General features: G+C 64.6%; 16 protein-coding genes. 7 read left to right on the top strand and 9 right to left on the bottom strand.

Going from position 1 to position 14,807, the window contains the following annotated elements:
* Positions 1-55: 55 nt before the first annotated feature.
* On the bottom strand, positions 56-847 hold the full coding sequence (locus tag ACSQ3P_RS04455; RefSeq protein ID WP_436164417.1) for an AraC family transcriptional regulator: 792 nt from the start codon (positions 845-847) through the stop codon (positions 56-58).
* Between the two features lie 94 nt (positions 848-941).
* On the opposite strand from ACSQ3P_RS04455, the gene ACSQ3P_RS04450 reads away from it, so the two are divergent.
* Complete coding sequence (locus ACSQ3P_RS04450) at positions 942-1,352, top strand: DUF2000 family protein (protein WP_436165160.1); 411 nt, start codon at positions 942-944, stop codon at positions 1,350-1,352.
* A gap of 16 nt (positions 1,353-1,368) precedes the next feature.
* On the opposite strand, the gene ACSQ3P_RS04445 is transcribed toward ACSQ3P_RS04450, so the two are convergent.
* Both ACSQ3P_RS04445 and ACSQ3P_RS04440 read right to left on the bottom strand, forming a co-directional pair.
* The gene (locus ACSQ3P_RS04445) at positions 1,369-1,674 is read right to left on the bottom strand and encodes a hypothetical protein (protein WP_436164416.1); all 306 of its coding nucleotides are present in this window, start codon (positions 1,672-1,674) and stop codon (positions 1,369-1,371) included.
* A 6-nt stretch (positions 1,675-1,680) separates the two neighbouring features.
* Positions 1,681-2,691 (bottom strand): 1-aminocyclopropane-1-carboxylate deaminase, encoded by a 1,011-nt coding sequence (locus tag ACSQ3P_RS04440; RefSeq protein ID WP_436164415.1) that lies wholly within the window; start codon positions 2,689-2,691, stop codon positions 1,681-1,683.
* A 158-nt stretch (positions 2,692-2,849) separates the two neighbouring features.
* Here ACSQ3P_RS04440 and ACSQ3P_RS04435 point away from each other — a divergent pair, with 158 nt between their 5' ends.
* Complete coding sequence (locus ACSQ3P_RS04435) at positions 2,850-3,314, top strand: Lrp/AsnC family transcriptional regulator (protein WP_436164414.1); 465 nt, start codon at positions 2,850-2,852, stop codon at positions 3,312-3,314.
* A 13-nt stretch (positions 3,315-3,327) separates the two neighbouring features.
* Here ACSQ3P_RS04435 and urtE read toward each other — a convergent pair whose 3' ends face one another.
* From urtE to urtA, 5 genes are all read right to left on the bottom strand, one after another.
* Complete coding sequence (urtE, locus tag ACSQ3P_RS04430; protein WP_069691751.1) at positions 3,328-4,023, bottom strand: urea ABC transporter ATP-binding subunit UrtE; 696 nt, start codon at positions 4,021-4,023, stop codon at positions 3,328-3,330.
* A 61-nt stretch (positions 4,024-4,084) separates the two neighbouring features.
* Entirely contained in the window at positions 4,085-4,849 is a 765-nt protein-coding gene (gene urtD, locus ACSQ3P_RS04425) for an urea ABC transporter ATP-binding protein UrtD (protein ID WP_436164413.1), read from the bottom strand.
* A 4-nt stretch (positions 4,850-4,853) separates the two neighbouring features.
* Positions 4,854-5,996 (bottom strand): urea ABC transporter permease subunit UrtC, encoded by a 1,143-nt coding sequence (gene urtC / locus ACSQ3P_RS04420; RefSeq protein WP_436164412.1) that lies wholly within the window; start codon positions 5,994-5,996, stop codon positions 4,854-4,856.
* Complete coding sequence (gene urtB, locus ACSQ3P_RS04415) at positions 5,993-7,606, bottom strand: urea ABC transporter permease subunit UrtB (protein WP_436164411.1); 1,614 nt, start codon at positions 7,604-7,606, stop codon at positions 5,993-5,995. The genes urtC and urtB overlap by 4 nt, the downstream gene beginning before the upstream one ends.
* Before the next feature lie 153 nt (positions 7,607-7,759).
* Positions 7,760-9,046, bottom strand: a complete 1,287-nt coding sequence (gene urtA, locus ACSQ3P_RS04410) for an urea ABC transporter substrate-binding protein (protein ID WP_436164410.1) — start codon at positions 9,044-9,046, stop codon at positions 7,760-7,762.
* Positions 9,047-9,702: 656 nt separating this feature from the next.
* On the opposite strand from urtA, the gene rnr reads away from it, so the two are divergent.
* The 4 genes from rnr to rpmG all read left to right on the top strand — a co-directional run bounded on the left by rnr (position 9,703) and on the right by rpmG (position 13,670).
* A complete protein-coding gene (gene rnr / locus ACSQ3P_RS04405; RefSeq protein WP_436164409.1) occupies positions 9,703-12,021 on the top strand; it encodes a ribonuclease R in 2,319 nt (772 codons plus the stop codon).
* Positions 12,021-12,464: a DUF983 domain-containing protein gene (locus ACSQ3P_RS04400; RefSeq protein WP_436164408.1), complete on the top strand. Its 444-nt coding sequence runs from the start codon at positions 12,021-12,023 to the stop codon at positions 12,462-12,464. Before rnr ends, ACSQ3P_RS04400 begins: the two co-directional genes overlap by 1 nt.
* The gene (locus tag ACSQ3P_RS04395; protein WP_436164407.1) at positions 12,461-13,195 is read left to right on the top strand and encodes an NUDIX hydrolase; all 735 of its coding nucleotides are present in this window, start codon (positions 12,461-12,463) and stop codon (positions 13,193-13,195) included. Before ACSQ3P_RS04400 ends, ACSQ3P_RS04395 begins: the two co-directional genes overlap by 4 nt.
* A gap of 307 nt (positions 13,196-13,502) precedes the next feature.
* Positions 13,503-13,670, top strand: coding sequence for a 50S ribosomal protein L33 (rpmG, locus tag ACSQ3P_RS04390; RefSeq protein ID WP_038367996.1), 168 nt, complete (start codon positions 13,503-13,505; stop codon positions 13,668-13,670).
* A gap of 89 nt (positions 13,671-13,759) precedes the next feature.
* On the opposite strand, the gene ACSQ3P_RS04385 is transcribed toward rpmG, so the two are convergent.
* Positions 13,760-13,966 carry a hypothetical protein gene (locus tag ACSQ3P_RS04385; protein WP_436164406.1) on the bottom strand — a complete coding sequence of 69 codons (207 nt, stop codon included), beginning with the start codon at positions 13,964-13,966 and terminating at the stop codon, positions 13,760-13,762.
* Between the two features lie 452 nt (positions 13,967-14,418).
* Between ACSQ3P_RS04385 and ACSQ3P_RS04380 the strand changes: the two genes are divergently transcribed.
* Positions 14,419-14,619, top strand: coding sequence for a hypothetical protein (locus ACSQ3P_RS04380; RefSeq protein ID WP_436164405.1), 201 nt, complete (start codon positions 14,419-14,421; stop codon positions 14,617-14,619).
* The last annotated feature ends 188 nt before the right edge of the window (positions 14,620-14,807 follow it).

Below are 14,807 nucleotides of genomic sequence, written 5' to 3'. Positions count from 1 at the left end.
GCAATAGGCCTGCATAGCCGAACATCCGGAGGGAGGACGGCCTCATGGCCGTCGCTCACTCCGGATGGCGATGCAGGTTGCGCCACCGCCCCGGCGTGACGCCGAAAGCCCGGCGGAACTGGCGCGTCAGATGGCTCTGGTCGGCGAAACCGCAGGCGGCGGCGACATCCGCGATTTCAAGTCCCGACCGCAGCATGGCACGGGCCCGGTCGAGCCGGCGCATGACGAGATAATTATAGGGGCTCGTGCCGAAGCTCGCGCGGAAATGGCGGGCCAGCGCGAAACGATCGAGCCCGGCAACGGCTTCCAGCTCACCTGATGTAACGACCCGCTCCGCATGGGCGTCGAGAAACGACCTGACGCGCTCCGAGGCTGCCTGGGCATGGCGCGAGCCCACTGGGCGCGCGGCGGATGGGTCGAGCGCCAGCAGGGCCTCGGCCAACCCCAGGACGATGTCGTCGGCTTCGTCGGCCGGCAATGGCGCTTCGATCGCGCGCAAGCCGCGTGCGATCGCGCGGACGAGACGCGGATCAGACGAAACCGCCGCCGAGATGAAGGGCAGCGCACGGGCCTCATCGCCCAGCGCCTCCCGCAGGAGCCGGGGCTCCAGATACAGCATGCGGTAGCGGAAGCCGGATTCGACGCCGGCGCGGCCATTATGAATCTCGTCCGGATGCAGGACGATCGCATTGCCCGCGCAGCTATCCTGCCGGCTGCCGCGGTAGTCGAAGCTCTGCACGCCGCTCAGCGTCAGGCCCAGCGCATAGGTGTCGTGCCTGTGCGGGTCATAAGCGTGGCCGGTGAAGAAGGCCTCGATCCGCTCGATGCCGTCAGAGCCCGGCCCCACGCGCAGCCAGTCACCCTGTGAGGGGCCGCACGATCGTTCAAGACCACCCGGCCCTGGCTCGTCTATCGATTGTGCCATGCCTTACGATACCAAGATCCGTTACGACACCAAGATCGCCATAGCGGTGCGCGAGGATCTCGCCACCTGGCAAAAACTCAACGTCGCCAGCTTCCTCGCCGGCGGCCTCGTGGGAGCTTACCCCGAACTGAGGGGCGAGGACTACAACGATGCATCGGGCCGGTTCTACGGCCCGCTGATCCGCCAGCCCGTCCTGATCTTTGCCGCGACCAGCGAGCAGCTCACATTGATGCTCCAGCGGGCCCAGCAGCGCGGCGTGCGGCCGCATCTCTACACGCAGGAGCTGTTCGCGACCGGCAATGACAGCGACAATCGCGCCGCCGTCGCCGCTGTCGCGACAGCGGCGCTCGATCTCGTCGGCCTGGCGATCCATGCCGAGCGCAAGGAGGCCGACAAGATCACCAAGGGCCTGTCGCTTCACGGCTGAAGCGGCTGCCCCGGCTCTAGGGGAACATCATCGCCAAGGGCTCGATCGACCAGATCGGCTCGATCCGCATCAATCGCGTCTTCACCCCGGCCGGAAAGGCCGGGTCGCCGCGCCAACGCAGCATGACCGCTTGCGCCGTCTCCGCGCTCTTGAAGCCGAGCGCGATGACCTCGGAGACTGGCCGGCCACGCTCGTCGCGCTCCGTTCCGACGAAGTTCAGCCGGCCATCGCCCGACAGGGCGATGGGTCCGATCCGGTCAAGCAGGCTCGACCGGACGCCGGACGCTTCGGAGGCAAACTCGAAGAAGACGACGGCTTCCATGGCGGCTCAGCCGTTGCGGAAGGTGTAGCTGTAGCCGTTGATCGCCGGCACGCCGCCAAGATGCGCGTAGAGCACCTTGGAGCCGGCCGGGAAGAAGCCCTTCTTCACCAGATCGATCATGCCCTGCATGGATTTCCCCTCATAGACAGGGTCGGTCATCATGCCTTCAAGACGGGCCGAGAGGCGGATCGCCTCGATGGTCTCCTGTGAGGGCACGCCATAGACCGGGTAGGCATAGTCCTCGTTCAGGACGATATCCTCGTCAGTGATGTCCTTGCCGCCGACGAGGGCCGAAGTCTTCTGGGCGATATCGAGAACCTGGGCGCGGGTCTGGGCCGGAGTGAAGGAGGCGTCGATGCCGATGACGTTGCGCTGGCGGCCATCTTTGGCGAAGCCGACGACCATGCCGGCATGGGTCGAGCCGGTGACGGTGCAGACGATGATGTAGTCGAATTTGAAGCCGAGTTCGGCTTCCTGGGCCCGCACTTCCTCGGCGAAGCCGACATAGCCGAGACCACCGAATTTATGGACCGAAGCGCCAGCGGGAATCGCATAGGGCTTGCCGCCCTTTGCCTTCACATCGGCGAGCGCCTTTTCCCAGCTCTCGCGGATGCCGATGTCGAAGCCCTCATCGACCAGCTGGACCTCGGCGCCCATGACGCGCGACATCAGGATATTGCCGACGCGGTCATAGACGGCGTCCTCATGCGGCACCCAGCTTTCCTGGATCAGGCGGCACTTCATGCCGATCTTGGCCGCGGTCGCGGCGACCATGCGGGTGTGGTTCGACTGCACGCCACCGATCGAGACCAGCGTATCGGCGTTGCTGGCGATGGCGTCGGGCACGATATATTCGAGCTTGCGCAGCTTGTTGCCGCCGAAGGCCAGGCCCGAATTGCAATCCTCGCGCTTGGCGAAGATCTCGACATGGCCGCCGAGATGGGCGGACAGGCGCGATAATTTCTCGATCGGCGTGGGGCCGAAGGTCAGCGGATAGCGCTCGAATTTGCTCAACATGGCAGGCTCGTCTCCCTCAAAAATGATCGGGAGAAAATATCGAATCTCAGTTGAGACGTCCTTCCAAAGTGAATGCTTGTTTTTTCTGAAGCTTCCGCAATTATCGGATTGCTGCGCCGTGCGTTCCGAAAATCGGCATAAAAATGGACGTTTCTTCCATGGTTGAAAAACTCGACCGAACCGACCTCAAAATCCTGCGCCTGCTGCAGGCGGATGGGCGGCTCGGCAATGCCGAGATCGCCAAACGGGTCAATACCAGCCCCGCCACCTGCCATCGGCGGATCCAGCGCCTGTTCAGCGAGGGCTATATTTCCTCGGTGCGCGCGCAGGTCTCGCCGCAACATGTCGAGATGGGCACGCTGGCCTTCGTCGGCGTGGTGCTGGATCGCTCCACGCCCGAAAGCTTCGGCGACTTCGAGGCCGCCATCCGGAACATGCCCACCGTCCTCGATTGCCACATCGTCGCCGGCGATTTCGACTATTTCCTCAAGATCCGCGTCAAGGACATGGCCGATTTCAACAAGCTGCACGCTGACAAGCTGATCGCGCTGCCCGGCGTGCGGCAGACGCGGACCTTCTTCGTGATGAAGGAGGTCGTCGACAACGCCCCGCTCGCGTTTTGAAGCCCTCCTTGCGCTAAACCTGGATCAGCCTCTGCACTTGATTGGCGTCGAGCTCGGCCATCGGCCCAGACAGCACGACCTCGCCGCGCTCCATCACGAACATCGTGTCGGCGAGATCGCGGGCGAAGTCGAAATATTGCTCGACCAGCACGATCGCCATGTCGCCCTTGGAGCGCAGATAATCGATCGCGCGGCCGATATCCTTGATGATCGAGGGCTGGATGCCCTCGGTCGGCTCGTCCAGCACCAGCAATTTGGGCCGGGTGACCAGCGCCCGCGCGATGGCGAGTTGCTGTTGCTGGCCACCCGAGAGGTCTCCGCCGCGCCGCCCCAACATCGACTTCAGCACGGGGAATAGGTCAAACAGTTCGCTGGGAACGTAGCGCTCCTTGCGGGGCAAGGGCGCATAACCCGTCTCCAGATTTTCCTTCACGCTCAGCAGCGGGAACACCTCCCGCCCCTGCGGCACATAGGCGATGCCGGCGCGCGCGCGATCCTCGCTGCGCAGCTTCGAGATGTCCTCGCCGCCAAAGCTGATCTTGCCGCCCGAGATCGCCTGATGGCCGACGATGGCGCGCATCAGCGAGGTCTTGCCGACGCCGTTGCGGCCCATCACGCAGGTGACCTTGCCGATCTCGGCCGTGACCGAGACGCGGCGGAGCGCCTGGGCTGCGCCGTAATGCAGATCGATGGCGTCGACGCTCAGCATTGGTCAGCTTTCTGCCGCATGATCTGATCGGAAAGCCGGTTCCCACTTTTCCAGATCATGCTCATCGTCCCAGATACACTTCGACGACGCGCTCATTGGCGCTGACCTGGTCGAGCGGGCCCTCGGCCAGAACCGAGCCCTCATGCAGCACGGTCACCTTCACGCCGAGTTCGCGGATGAAGCCCATGTCGTGCTCGACCACGATGACCGAATGATCCCTGGCGATCTCCTTGAGGAGGGTGGCCGTCTCGGCCGTCTCGCCATCGGTCATGCCGGCGGCGGGCTCATCGACCAGCAGGAGCTTTGGATCCTGCGCCAGGAGCATGCCGATCTCGAGCCACTGCTTCTGGCCATGCGAGAGCGAGCCGGCGAGCCGATCGCGCGCATCGCCGAGCTTGATGATGCCGAGGATGTCGTCGATGCGCTTGGCGTCCGCAGCCGCCGTCTTCCAGAACAGGGTCCTGGCCACCGTGCGCTTCGATTTCAGCGCCAGCAGGATGTTGTCCTCGATGGTGTGGAAATCGAACACCGTCGGCTTCTGGAATTTGCGACCGATGCCGAGATTGGCGATCGCCGCCTCGTCGAGCTTGGTCAGGTCGACGGAGCCGCCAAACATCACCGTGCCGACATCGGGCTTTGTCTTGCCGGTGATGATGTCCATCATCGTTGTCTTGCCGGCGCCGTTGGGGCCGATGATGGCGCGCATCTCGCCTGGCTCGATGGTCAGCGAAAGCCCGCGAATGGCCTTGAAACCGTCGAAGGAGACGCTGACGCCGTCGAGATAGAGCAGCGAGGAGGTGAGTGCGCCGGGAACGGGAGCGTTCATGTCGTCACTCCGCCGGGGCCGGTTCGGCCGCTGGCGACGGCTCCGGCGGCGCCTTGCGCCTGGTCCACCAATCCTGCGCCGTGCCCAGGATGCCCTTGGGCATGAACAAGGTGACGAAGACGAAGAGCGCCCCCAGCGCAAACAGCCAGTACGGTGCCATGAAGCCCGAGGTGAAGACGGTCTTGGCGTAGTTGACGACGACCGCGCCCAAGGCCGCGCCGACCAGCGTGCCGCGTCCACCGACGGCGACCCAGATCACGGTCTCGATCGAGTTCGCCGGTGCGAATTCGCTGGGATTGATGATGCCGACCTGCGGCACGTAGAGCGCGCCGGCGACCCCCGCCATGCAGGCCGAGATGGTGAAGACGAAGAGCTTGAAACGGTCGACCCGGTAGCCAAGGAAGCGCGTGCGGGATTCCGCATCGCGGATCGCGATCACGACCTTGCCGAGTTTCGACGAGACGATGCCGCGCGCGATCAGGAAGCCGGCGATCAGCATGACACAGGTCATCGAGAACAGAGCCGCGCGCGTCGACTGCGCCTGGACGTTGAAGCCGACGATCTCCTTGAAATCGGTCAGGCCGTTATTGCCGCCAAAGCCCATATCGTTGCGGAAGAAGGCGAGCAGCAGCGCATAGGTCAGCGCCTGAGTGATGATCGAGAGATAGACGCCCGTCACCCGCGAGCGGAAGGCGAACCAGCCGAAGACGAAGGCAAGCAGGCCAGGAACAGCCAGGACCATCAGCATGGCGAAGGGAAAGGAGGAGAAACCGTACCAGTACCAGGGCAATTCGCTCCAGTTCAGGAAGACCATGAAATCGGGCAGGATCGGGTTGCCATAGGTTCCGCGCGAGCCGATCTGGCGCATCAGATACATGCCCATGGCATAGCCGCCGAGCGCGAAGAAGGCGCCGTGGCCGAGGCTCAGGATGCCGCAATAGCCCCAGACCAGATCGAGCGAGATCGCCAGCAGCGCGTAGCAGAGATATTTGCCCCAGAGTGACATCGTCGAGGTCGGCACATGCAGGAGCGAGCCCGGCGGCAGGAGCAGGTTGGCGAGCGGGACGAGGATCGCCAGCGCCGCGAGCACCGCGAGGAAGACGAGGCCGCGCTTGTCCATGCCCTGGATGAGGAAGCGGGTGATCATGCTTCCACCGCCCTGCCCTTTTGCGCGAACAGGCCGCGCGGGCGTTTCTGGATGAACAGGATGATGAAGACGAGCAGCGCGATCTTGCCGAGCACCGCGCCGGCATAGGGCTCGAGCAGCTTGTTGGCGATGCCGAGCGTCATCGCGCCGACCAGCGTGCCCCAGAGATTGCCGACGCCGCCGAAGACCACGACCATGAAGCTGTCGATGATGTAGCTCTGGCCAAGATTGGGGCTGACATTGTCGATCTGCGAGAGCGCGACCCCAGCCAAGCCCGCCACGCCCGAGCCCAGCCCGAAGGTCAGGGCATCGACACGCCCGGTGCGAATGCCCATCGCCGAGGCCATGCGCCGGTTCTGGGTGACGGCGCGCATCTGCAGGCCGATCGGCGTCAGCTTCAGGATCGCCAGCAGCGCCCCGAACACCAGCGCCGCGAAGACGATGATCCAGAGCCGGTTCCAGGTGATGGCGAGGCCGCCGAGATCGAAGGCGCCCGACATGAAGGCGGGAGCGCCGACCTCGCGATTGGTCGGGCCGAAGGCGGTGCGCACCGCCTGCTGCAGGATCAGGCTGATGCCCCAGGTCGCGAGCAGCGTCTCCAGCGGCCGGCCATAGAGGAAGCGGATGATGCCACGCTCGATCGCGATGCCGACGAGAGCGGCGACGAGGAAGGCCAGTGGCAGGGCGATCGCCAGCGAATAGTCGAACAGGCCGGGGAAGCGGGTGCGGATGACCTCCTGGACGATGAAGGTGGTGTAGGCACCGAGCATCACCATCTCGCCATGCGCCATGTTGATCACGCCCATCACCCCGAAGGTGATGGCGAGCCCTATCGCCGCCAGCAGCAGCACGGAGCCGAGCGAGAGCCCGTACCAGAGGTTCTGAGCGGTGCGCCATAGCGCCAGCTTGCCCTCGATATCGGTGATCGCCCGTGCCTGCGCGTCCTTCAATGCGGGCGTGGCGTCGCCGGGCAACGAGCGCAGCGTCGCGAGCGCATCCTGGTCGCCGCGCTCGCGCAGCACGTCAATGGCGGCGAGGCGGTCGAAGGGCGGCGCGTCCGTCTTGGCGATCAGGATGGCGGCCTGGGCCTGGCGCAAGGCAGCCTTGGCGCGGGTGTCGGTTTCCTTGCCGATCGCGGTCTCCAGCACCGGCAGCACGCTGACATCGCGAGACTTGAACACGGCCTCGGCCGCAGCGATGCGCTTGCCGGCATCGGGATTGAGCAGGCCGAGCCCGCCAAGCGCAGCCTGGATATTGCGGCGGACGCCATTGTTGAGCCGCACGGCGCCGAGGCCCGGCGGTTCCGAGGCAAGCGTAGCGCCCGTCCTGGCGTCGAGTAGCTTGCCATCCCTGGTCTTGACGACGACCGCGCCGCCTCCGGCCAGAAGCCGGCCATCAGCCAGCGCCTCGATGATGATTGCGGCCTGCGGATGGGCGTTCGCGATCAGGATCTCGATGGCGCGATTGGTGTCGGAAAAGCTGTCGGCGCCGAGCCTGGTAAAGGCCTCGTCGGCGGCTTGGGGCGAACCCTGGGCCGACGCGGCGCCCGGCTGGAGCGCAAGCAGCGTCGCTAGCGCGATCATGCGCAGAAGGCAGGACACAATTCGCATGGGCTCGTTTCGGTTTCGCGGCTCGGCAGCTTGCTTGGCAGTGACGGACTTGGGCAGTGACGGACGCCTCCGGCTCGAAGACCGCAGGCGTCTCGTCGAAATCCGAAGGACGGCCGGGCTTATCCGCCCGTGCCGTCCCTCCCCCTCATGACCTCACGCGCCGCCGCACTTGCCGGTCTTGACGTTGAAGTTACCGCACTTCTTCTCGACCCAGTCGCCGATCAGGTCCTTGGAGCCGTCGAGCTCCTTCGACCAGGCGTCGCCAGCGACGAGACCGGTCTTCGAGACCACGTCGAACTGGCCGTCGGCCTTGATCTCGCCGATCAGCACAGGCTTGGTGATGTGGTGGTTCGGGAGCATCTTCGAGACACCGCCGGTCAGGTTCGGCGCCTCGATGCCGGGCAGCGCGTCGATGACCTTGTCAGGATCGAAGCTCTTGGCCTTCTCGACCGCCTTGACCCACATGGCGAAGCCGATGACATGGGCTTCCATCGGATCGTTGGTGACGGCCTTCTCGTTCTTCTTGTAGGCCTTCCACTGCTTGATGAAGGCTTCGTTCTCCGGCGTCTTCACCGACTGGAAGTAGTTCCACGCAGCGAGATGGCCGAGCAGCGGCTTGGTGTCGATGCCGGCGAGCTCTTCCTCACCCACCGAGAAGGCCACGACCGGGATATCCGTCGCCTTGATGCCCTGGTTGCCGAGCTCCTTGTAGAACGGCACGTTGGCGTCGCCGTTGATGGTCGAGACCACGGCGGTCTTCTTGCCGGCCGAGCCGAACTTCTTGATGTCGGACACGATCGTCTGCCAGTCAGAATGACCGAACGGCGTGTAGTTGATCATGATGTCCTCGGCCTTGACGCCCTTGGACTTGAGATAGGCCTCGAGGACCTTGTTGGTCGTGCGCGGATAGACGTAGTCGGTGCCGGCGAGCACCCAGCGCTGAACCTTCTCCTCCTTGGCGAGATAATCGACCGCGGGAATGGCCTGCTGGTTCGGCGCGGCGCCGGTGTAGAAGACGTTGCGCTCCGACTCCTCACCCTCGTACTGAACGGGGTAGAACAGGATCGAATTCAGCTCCTTGAAGACCGGCAGCACGGATTTGCGCGACACCGAGGTCCAGCAGCCGAACACGGCCGAGACCTTGTCCTTGGCGATCAGCTCGCGCGCCTTCTCGGCGAAGAGCGGCCAGTTCGAGGCGGGGTCGACGACCACGGCCTCGAGCTTCTTGCCGAGCACGCCGCCCTTCTTGTTCTGCTCGTCGATGAGCATGAGCATGACGTCCTTCAACGTCGTCTCGGAAATTGCCATCGTGCCCGAGAGCGAATGCAGGATGCCGACCTTGATGGTCTCCTGCGCTGCGGCCGGCAGGAGCGTCCCCAGAAAAGCGGCGCCTGCAAGTGCAGCGCCCAAAATAACGCGACGAGTATTGCTCACGGACATGTCCCCCGAACCAATCCTGTTGAATGCACCCTTGAGCGGGTGCCGAGAGGCCTCCCCGGCCCGGAGGAGCGGGCTCGCAAGCGACATGCCAACGAGCTTTTTGGGATGGTTGCGCCCGCAAATCTCTGCCGCAGGGGCAGGTTTTGCCGAATTTCCTGCGAGATGGGCCGCCATGCGCGCAAGGATGATGCGAGATGGGCGTATTTGCTTATTTATTAGGCGAACTTTCCGCCCAACTTTTCGGCAGACAATCCAGAGAGCTTCATTTTGCCGGCTGTCGCGGCATTTCGCCTGACGAAGGAAGCGCTTTTTTTGACATTTACGCCGGCCTGAGAATCGCCCTAGCCTGTCCTTGTCGGTAACAACTGAAAGGAGGTGATCCAGTGTCTCATTGTCATCAACCGCTGGTGCAAAGCGGGTGGACCTGGACTCATTCCCAATGGGGTTCTTGTTCCGCGTGAGTTTTCGCGCCTTTGGGTCCGGCTCGCCGGGCCGCGGTTCGACAATGGAAGGGCTGCCCGCAAGGGCGGCCCTTCTTTCATTTGGGACGCTTTCATCGGAGGATGCGGCGATACCGGTTCTGGCGTCGGCGCGGCGCTCATGGCAGACAGGGACCGTGTTTTCTTCGCCCTCCCCCGTTTTGACGAGCCGATATCGTGTCATCGCCCGTGCCTGAGCCGAGCCGTGAGGCGATCCTGGACTTCATCGAGACCGAGCGTGCCGCCGGCCGCGATGCCAGCCGTCGCGAGATCGCGCGTGCCTTCGGGCTGTCCGGCGGCGGCAAGATCTGGCTGAAGCGGCTGTTGAAGGAGATCGAGGAGGATCAGGCTGTCGACGCTCCCGGGAACGGGACGCTGGCCGCGCATCCGCGCGGCGCCTTGCCCCCCGTCCTGCTGAGCGAGATCAAGTCCAAGGATCGCGACGGCGACCTCGTCGCGGCCCCCCTGGAATGGAACGAGGCCGACCAGGGCGTGGCGCCGCGCATCCTGATCGAGCGAGCGCGCGAGTTCCGCGCCAAGCGCAATGCGGCTCCGGCAGCCGGTGTCGGCGATCAGGTCCTGCTCAAGCTGACCCGGTTGAAGGGTGTCGACGGCTTCACCTATTCCGGCCGCGTGCTGAAGATCATGGGCAAGGGCAAGGCCCAGGTGCTCGGCATCTTCCGCGCCCTGCCCGATGGCAGCGGTCGCCTGATCCCGATCGACAAGAAGGCGCAGGGCCGCGAGGCGCTGATCCCGAAGGGCCGCACGGCCGAGGCGCAGGATGGCGACCTCGTCTCCGTCACGCTGCGCAACGAGACGCGCTTCGGGCCTTCCGAGGCGCATGTGCGCGAGCGGCTTGGCTCGATCAAATCGGAGCGCGCCGTCAGCCTGATCGCGATTCACGCCCATGGCATTCCCAACGTCTTCTCGCCGGCGACCATCGCCGAGGCCGATGCGGTGCGCCCCGCCGGCACTGCCGGCCGCGAGGATTGGCGCGATCTGCCGCTGATCACGATCGACCCCGCCGATGCCAAGGACCATGACGACGCGGTCCATGCCGCACCTGACGCCGATCCCGATAATCCCGGCGGCTATGTCGTCACCGTCGCCATCGCCGATGTCGCAGCCTATGTCCGGCCGGGCTCCAGCCTCGACCGCGAGGCGCTGGAGCGCGGCAATTCGGTCTATTTCCCCGACCGGGTCGTGCCGATGCTACCGGAGCGGATCTCGAACGATCTCTGCTCGCTGCGTGGCGGCGAAGACCGGCCGGCTCTCGCAGTACGGCTGGTGCTGAAATCGGACGGCTCCAAGAAGACCCATTCCTTCCACCGCATCCTGATGCGCTCGGCCGCCAAGCTGTCCTACCAGCAGGCGCAGGCCGCGATCGACGGCAAGCCCGACGAAACCACCAGCCCGATCCGCAACACCATCCTGATGCCGCTCTGGGCCGCCTATGGCATCGCCTCCCGCGCCCGCGACGCGCGCCAGCCGCTCGATCTCGATTTGCCCGAGCGCAAGCTGGTGCTGAAACCCGACGGCGCGGTCGACCGCGTCATCGTGCCCGAGCGGCTGGCGGCGCATAAGCTGATCGAGGAGTTCATGATCCTCGCCAATGTCGCGGCCGCAGAGACCCTGGAGAAGGCCGGCAGCCTCTTGATCTACCGCTGCCATGACGAGCCATCGCTGGAGAAGATGCGGGCGCTCGGCGAGGTTCTGGCCTCGATCGGCATCAAGCTGCCCAAGGAGGCCGCGCTCCGGCCGGTGCTGTTCAACCGCATCCTGGCCATGATCAAGGGCTCGGAGAACGAGCTCTTCCTCAACGAGGTCGTATTGCGGACCCAGGCGCAGGCCGAATATGTCGCCGAGAATTACGGGCATTTCGGCTTGAACCTGCGCCGCTACGCCCATTTCACCTCGCCGATCCGGCGCTATGCCGACCTTATCGTCCACCGCGCTCTGATCACCGCCATGCGGGCCGGAGATGACGGTCTGCCGAAGACGACGACGCTCGCCGAATTGCGCGAGGTCTCGACCCGGATCTCGGCGGCCGAGCGCCGCGCCATGGCGGCCGAGCGCGAGACCACGGATCGCCTGATCGCGCATTTCCTGGCCGACCAGATCGGCTCCAGCTTCGATGGCCGTATCGGCGGCGTGAACCGCGCCGGCCTGTTCGTGAAGCTGGACGGCACCGGCGCCGACGGCTTCATCCCGGCCTCGACATTGGGCGCCGACTATTATCGCTACGACGAAGCCGCCCACGCCATGATCGGGGAACGCAGCGGCGAGAGCTGGCGCCTGGGCGACCGTGTGCATGTGCGCCTCGTCGAAGCCGCCCCGGTGGCAGGCGCTCTGCGCTTCGAATTGCTCTCCGAGGGCCGGCATGTGACACCGGGACGCTCTGGCAATCGCTCGGCGCGGCCCCCTATATCAGGGCGCGCGAGGGCGAAGCCGTCCTTCGGCAAGGCGGGCGGCAAGAAGCCCGGCAAGAGGCGCTGATGTCTGTTCAAATCAATCATGCGGTGGGGCGGCCGGTCGAACGCGACTGGCGCAGCGCCATCGGGCGCGGCCTGATGGGGCGCTGCCCGCATTGCGGCGAAGGCAAGTTGTTCCGCGCCTTCCTCAAGCCGGTCGATACGTGCGAGGCGTGCGGCGAGGCGATGCATCATCAGCGCGCCGACGACCTGCCGCCCTATATCGTCATCACCATTGTCGGCCATATCGTCGTCGGCGGCCTGCTGATGGCCGAGAAATATGCCAACTGGCCGATGTGGCTGCATATGGCGATCTGGCCAGCCCTGACGGTCCTGCTCTGCCTCGTGATGATGCAACCGGTGAAGGGCGGCGTGGTCGGCCTGCAATGGGCGATGCGCATGCATGGCTTCGACGGCGAGCCGCCACGGCCGGAACGCCAGCCCGCAGCCACGTTGCTGCGCCCGTGAGCGACCATGTCGTCACGCTGACGCAGGCCGAACGCGCGCGCGTCAAGGTCAATCTGCGCCCCAAGGATGCGGCGACGGTGCTGATCATCGACCGCTCGGCCAGGACGCCACGGGTCCTGATGGGCAAGCGCCATCCCGGCCATAAGTTCATGCCCGGGAAATTCGTCTTTCCCGGCGGCAGGATCGATCCGGAAGACCGCCGCATGACGGCGACCGGCGCGCTCGACCAGATCTGCGAAAACCGGCTGATGGCGCGTATGCAGCGCCCAAGCCCGATGAAGGCGCGGGCGCTGGCGCTGGCCGCCATTCGCGAGACCTTCGAGGAGACGGGGCTGCTCTTCGGCTCGAGCGAGCTCGGCAGGCCCGAGAAGCCACCGGCCGGTAGTTGGGCGGGCTTCGCCAGCCACGGCATTTTCCCCGACCTCAGCGCTATTACATTCGTCGCGCGGGCCGTGACGCCGCCGCGCCGGCCCAAGCGCTTCGACACGCGTTTCTTCACAATCGACTACGGCGCCCTCGCCGGGAAGGTCGAGGGGGTGACGGGCCCCGATTCGGAGTTGATCGAACTCGTCTGGGTGACGTTCGCGGATGCGCAGAAGCTCGATCTGCCGACGATCACGCAGGTGATTCTGAAGGAAGTCGATGCGCGGCTGAGCGCGGGTTTCGCGCCTTATCTGCCGGTTCCCTATTATTGGGAGAAGAACGGCCACTTCGTCCGCGAGGAATTATAGAGCATTGCGCGAAAAAGTGGGTACCGGTTTTTCGCGTGAGCAATGCTCTAAACTTTAAGAATCGATCACATTTTTTCGCATTCGGACGATACCGTCCGAATGCGACGTGATCGAGCGACCAAACCCGACGTCGCGGCGCCATGCTGCGCCGCATGACGCGACGAGGCGGAAACAGCCAGGCACGCGCCATTCTTTCTTGACTTCGCCGGCTCGTTGCGGCATTCCCCCACCCGACGGTTTGCCGGGTCCGCCCGGCCATTTTCTTTTTATAGGGCCTCACCAGCCCCTCAGGCTCGAGGATAATCCCATGGCCAAGGCCGTGACCATCAAGATCAAGCTGCTCTCGACCGCGGATACCGGTTTCTTCTATGTCACCAAGAAGAACTCCCGCACGATGACCGAGAAGATGTCCAAGAAGAAGTACGACCCCGTCGCGCGCAAGCACGTCGAGTTCAAGGAAACCAAGATCAAGTGATCCTGGTTACGCTTCAGGCATAACAACGCTCTCGAAAAACCGCTCGTATCCCGGGCGGTTTTTCATTTCGGCCTGCCGCGATGCGCCCGTCAGTAGGACGGCTTGGGCACGAACAGGCAGAAGGGCCGCTGCGACGGCGCGATCACGGTCCCGGTCAGGGTGCCCCCGCTCCGGCAGATGTGAAAACGCCCGTCTTTCGAGACCCGCGTGGCACTTTCCGGCACGAAATGACCATCATGGGTCATATAGCCGCCGGGAACGATGCGGGGATCGGGTTCGCGGGCATCCTGGTCCATTCCCATGGGCCAGCAATCGCGGTCGCTGCAGCAGTCGTAAGGGTACCAACTATGCGCGTAGACAAGCCCTCCGCCCCACGGTGATGCCGTAAGGCAGAGCGCCAATGCGAGGGTACGCATGGGTCGCTCCATAGGTTGAGGATGTCAGGCCAGCATCTTCGCAATCCGAACAGCCTGGATTGCGAATCGTCATCAGGGTATCACGCTGGAGCCCTACCGTGGATCGATTTGCTGCGCTGCAATCTCCGACGCCGTGAGCGGCCTGGCCAGGCGGCCAAGTTTTGCATCCGCCTGCGACGAATATGTCACTTGGCTCGGGCAATAGCTGGCGTAGCATGGGCTTCTCGCCCGATCTTTGCAGGCCGAAAGGCTTATGGGCTCGCGCGGGCCGTTGAGACGGTGCCGGCGCCTGCCAGTTTGAACCTATCCTCCTCCCCGATCGGACATCGTCCTTGACCAGCGGCGACAAGCATGCCGAGCCCCTCGCTCCCGGCCACAGCCCGTGGCGGCGCTTCCTGAAGCTGCTCGTGGAAGTCGATTCGTCGCGTTTCGCACTCAGCCGGCTGAAGGCGGCGCTGATGCTGCTCGCCATCCTCGCGCTCTTCGCCGGGTTCGGCTACGCTCTGCCGGCGCTGTTCTCGCGCTATTTCTGAAGACCGCCCTTGGATCACAGGACGCAGGCTGTCGCCCTAATCCCGGGGCTGCTCCGTCTGCGTCAGGTTTCGAGAGGTGGTCGGCCGGCGACGGTTCTGATGAGGCCAGAAATCCGTCACCGACCGGCCGAGCCCATCGGTTTCCCAGGAGATGCGGCGGATCCGGGAGCCCGAAGGGCGTCTCAAAG

The organism is Allobosea sp. LjRoot9, from assembly GCF_964252745.1.
Classification (GTDB): Bacteria; Pseudomonadota; Alphaproteobacteria; order Rhizobiales; family Beijerinckiaceae; genus Allobosea.
The sequence above is the reverse complement of the archived record's forward strand: the minus strand, read 5'-3'. Positions and strand labels throughout refer to the sequence as shown.

Excerpts from the sequence above, each read along its gene's own strand:
- urtA (WP_436164410.1), bottom strand. The coding sequence starts at position 9,046 with ATGTCCGTGAGCAATACTCGTCGCGTTATTTTGGGCGCTGCACTTGCA.
- rpmG (WP_038367996.1), top strand. The coding sequence starts at position 13,503 with ATGGCCAAGGCCGTGACCATCAAGATCAAGCTGCTCTCGACCGCGGAT.
- urtC (WP_436164412.1), bottom strand. The coding sequence starts at position 5,996 with ATGATCACCCGCTTCCTCATCCAGGGCATGGACAAGCGCGGCCTCGTC.
- urtE (WP_069691751.1), bottom strand. The coding sequence starts at position 4,023 with ATGCTGAGCGTCGACGCCATCGATCTGCATTACGGCGCAGCCCAGGCG.
- ACSQ3P_RS04385 (WP_436164406.1), bottom strand. The coding sequence starts at position 13,966 with ATGGACCAGGATGCCCGCGAACCCGATCCCCGCATCGTTCCCGGCGGC.
- ACSQ3P_RS04400 (WP_436164408.1), top strand. The coding sequence starts at position 12,021 with ATGTCTGTTCAAATCAATCATGCGGTGGGGCGGCCGGTCGAACGCGAC.
- ACSQ3P_RS04435 (WP_436164414.1), top strand. The coding sequence starts at position 2,850 with ATGGTTGAAAAACTCGACCGAACCGACCTCAAAATCCTGCGCCTGCTG.
- ACSQ3P_RS04440 (WP_436164415.1), bottom strand. The coding sequence starts at position 2,691 with ATGTTGAGCAAATTCGAGCGCTATCCGCTGACCTTCGGCCCCACGCCG.
- urtD (WP_436164413.1), bottom strand. The coding sequence starts at position 4,849 with ATGAACGCTCCCGTTCCCGGCGCACTCACCTCCTCGCTGCTCTATCTC.
- ACSQ3P_RS04445 (WP_436164416.1), bottom strand. The coding sequence starts at position 1,674 with ATGGAAGCCGTCGTCTTCTTCGAGTTTGCCTCCGAAGCGTCCGGCGTC.
- urtB (WP_436164411.1), bottom strand. The coding sequence starts at position 7,606 with ATGCGAATTGTGTCCTGCCTTCTGCGCATGATCGCGCTAGCGACGCTG.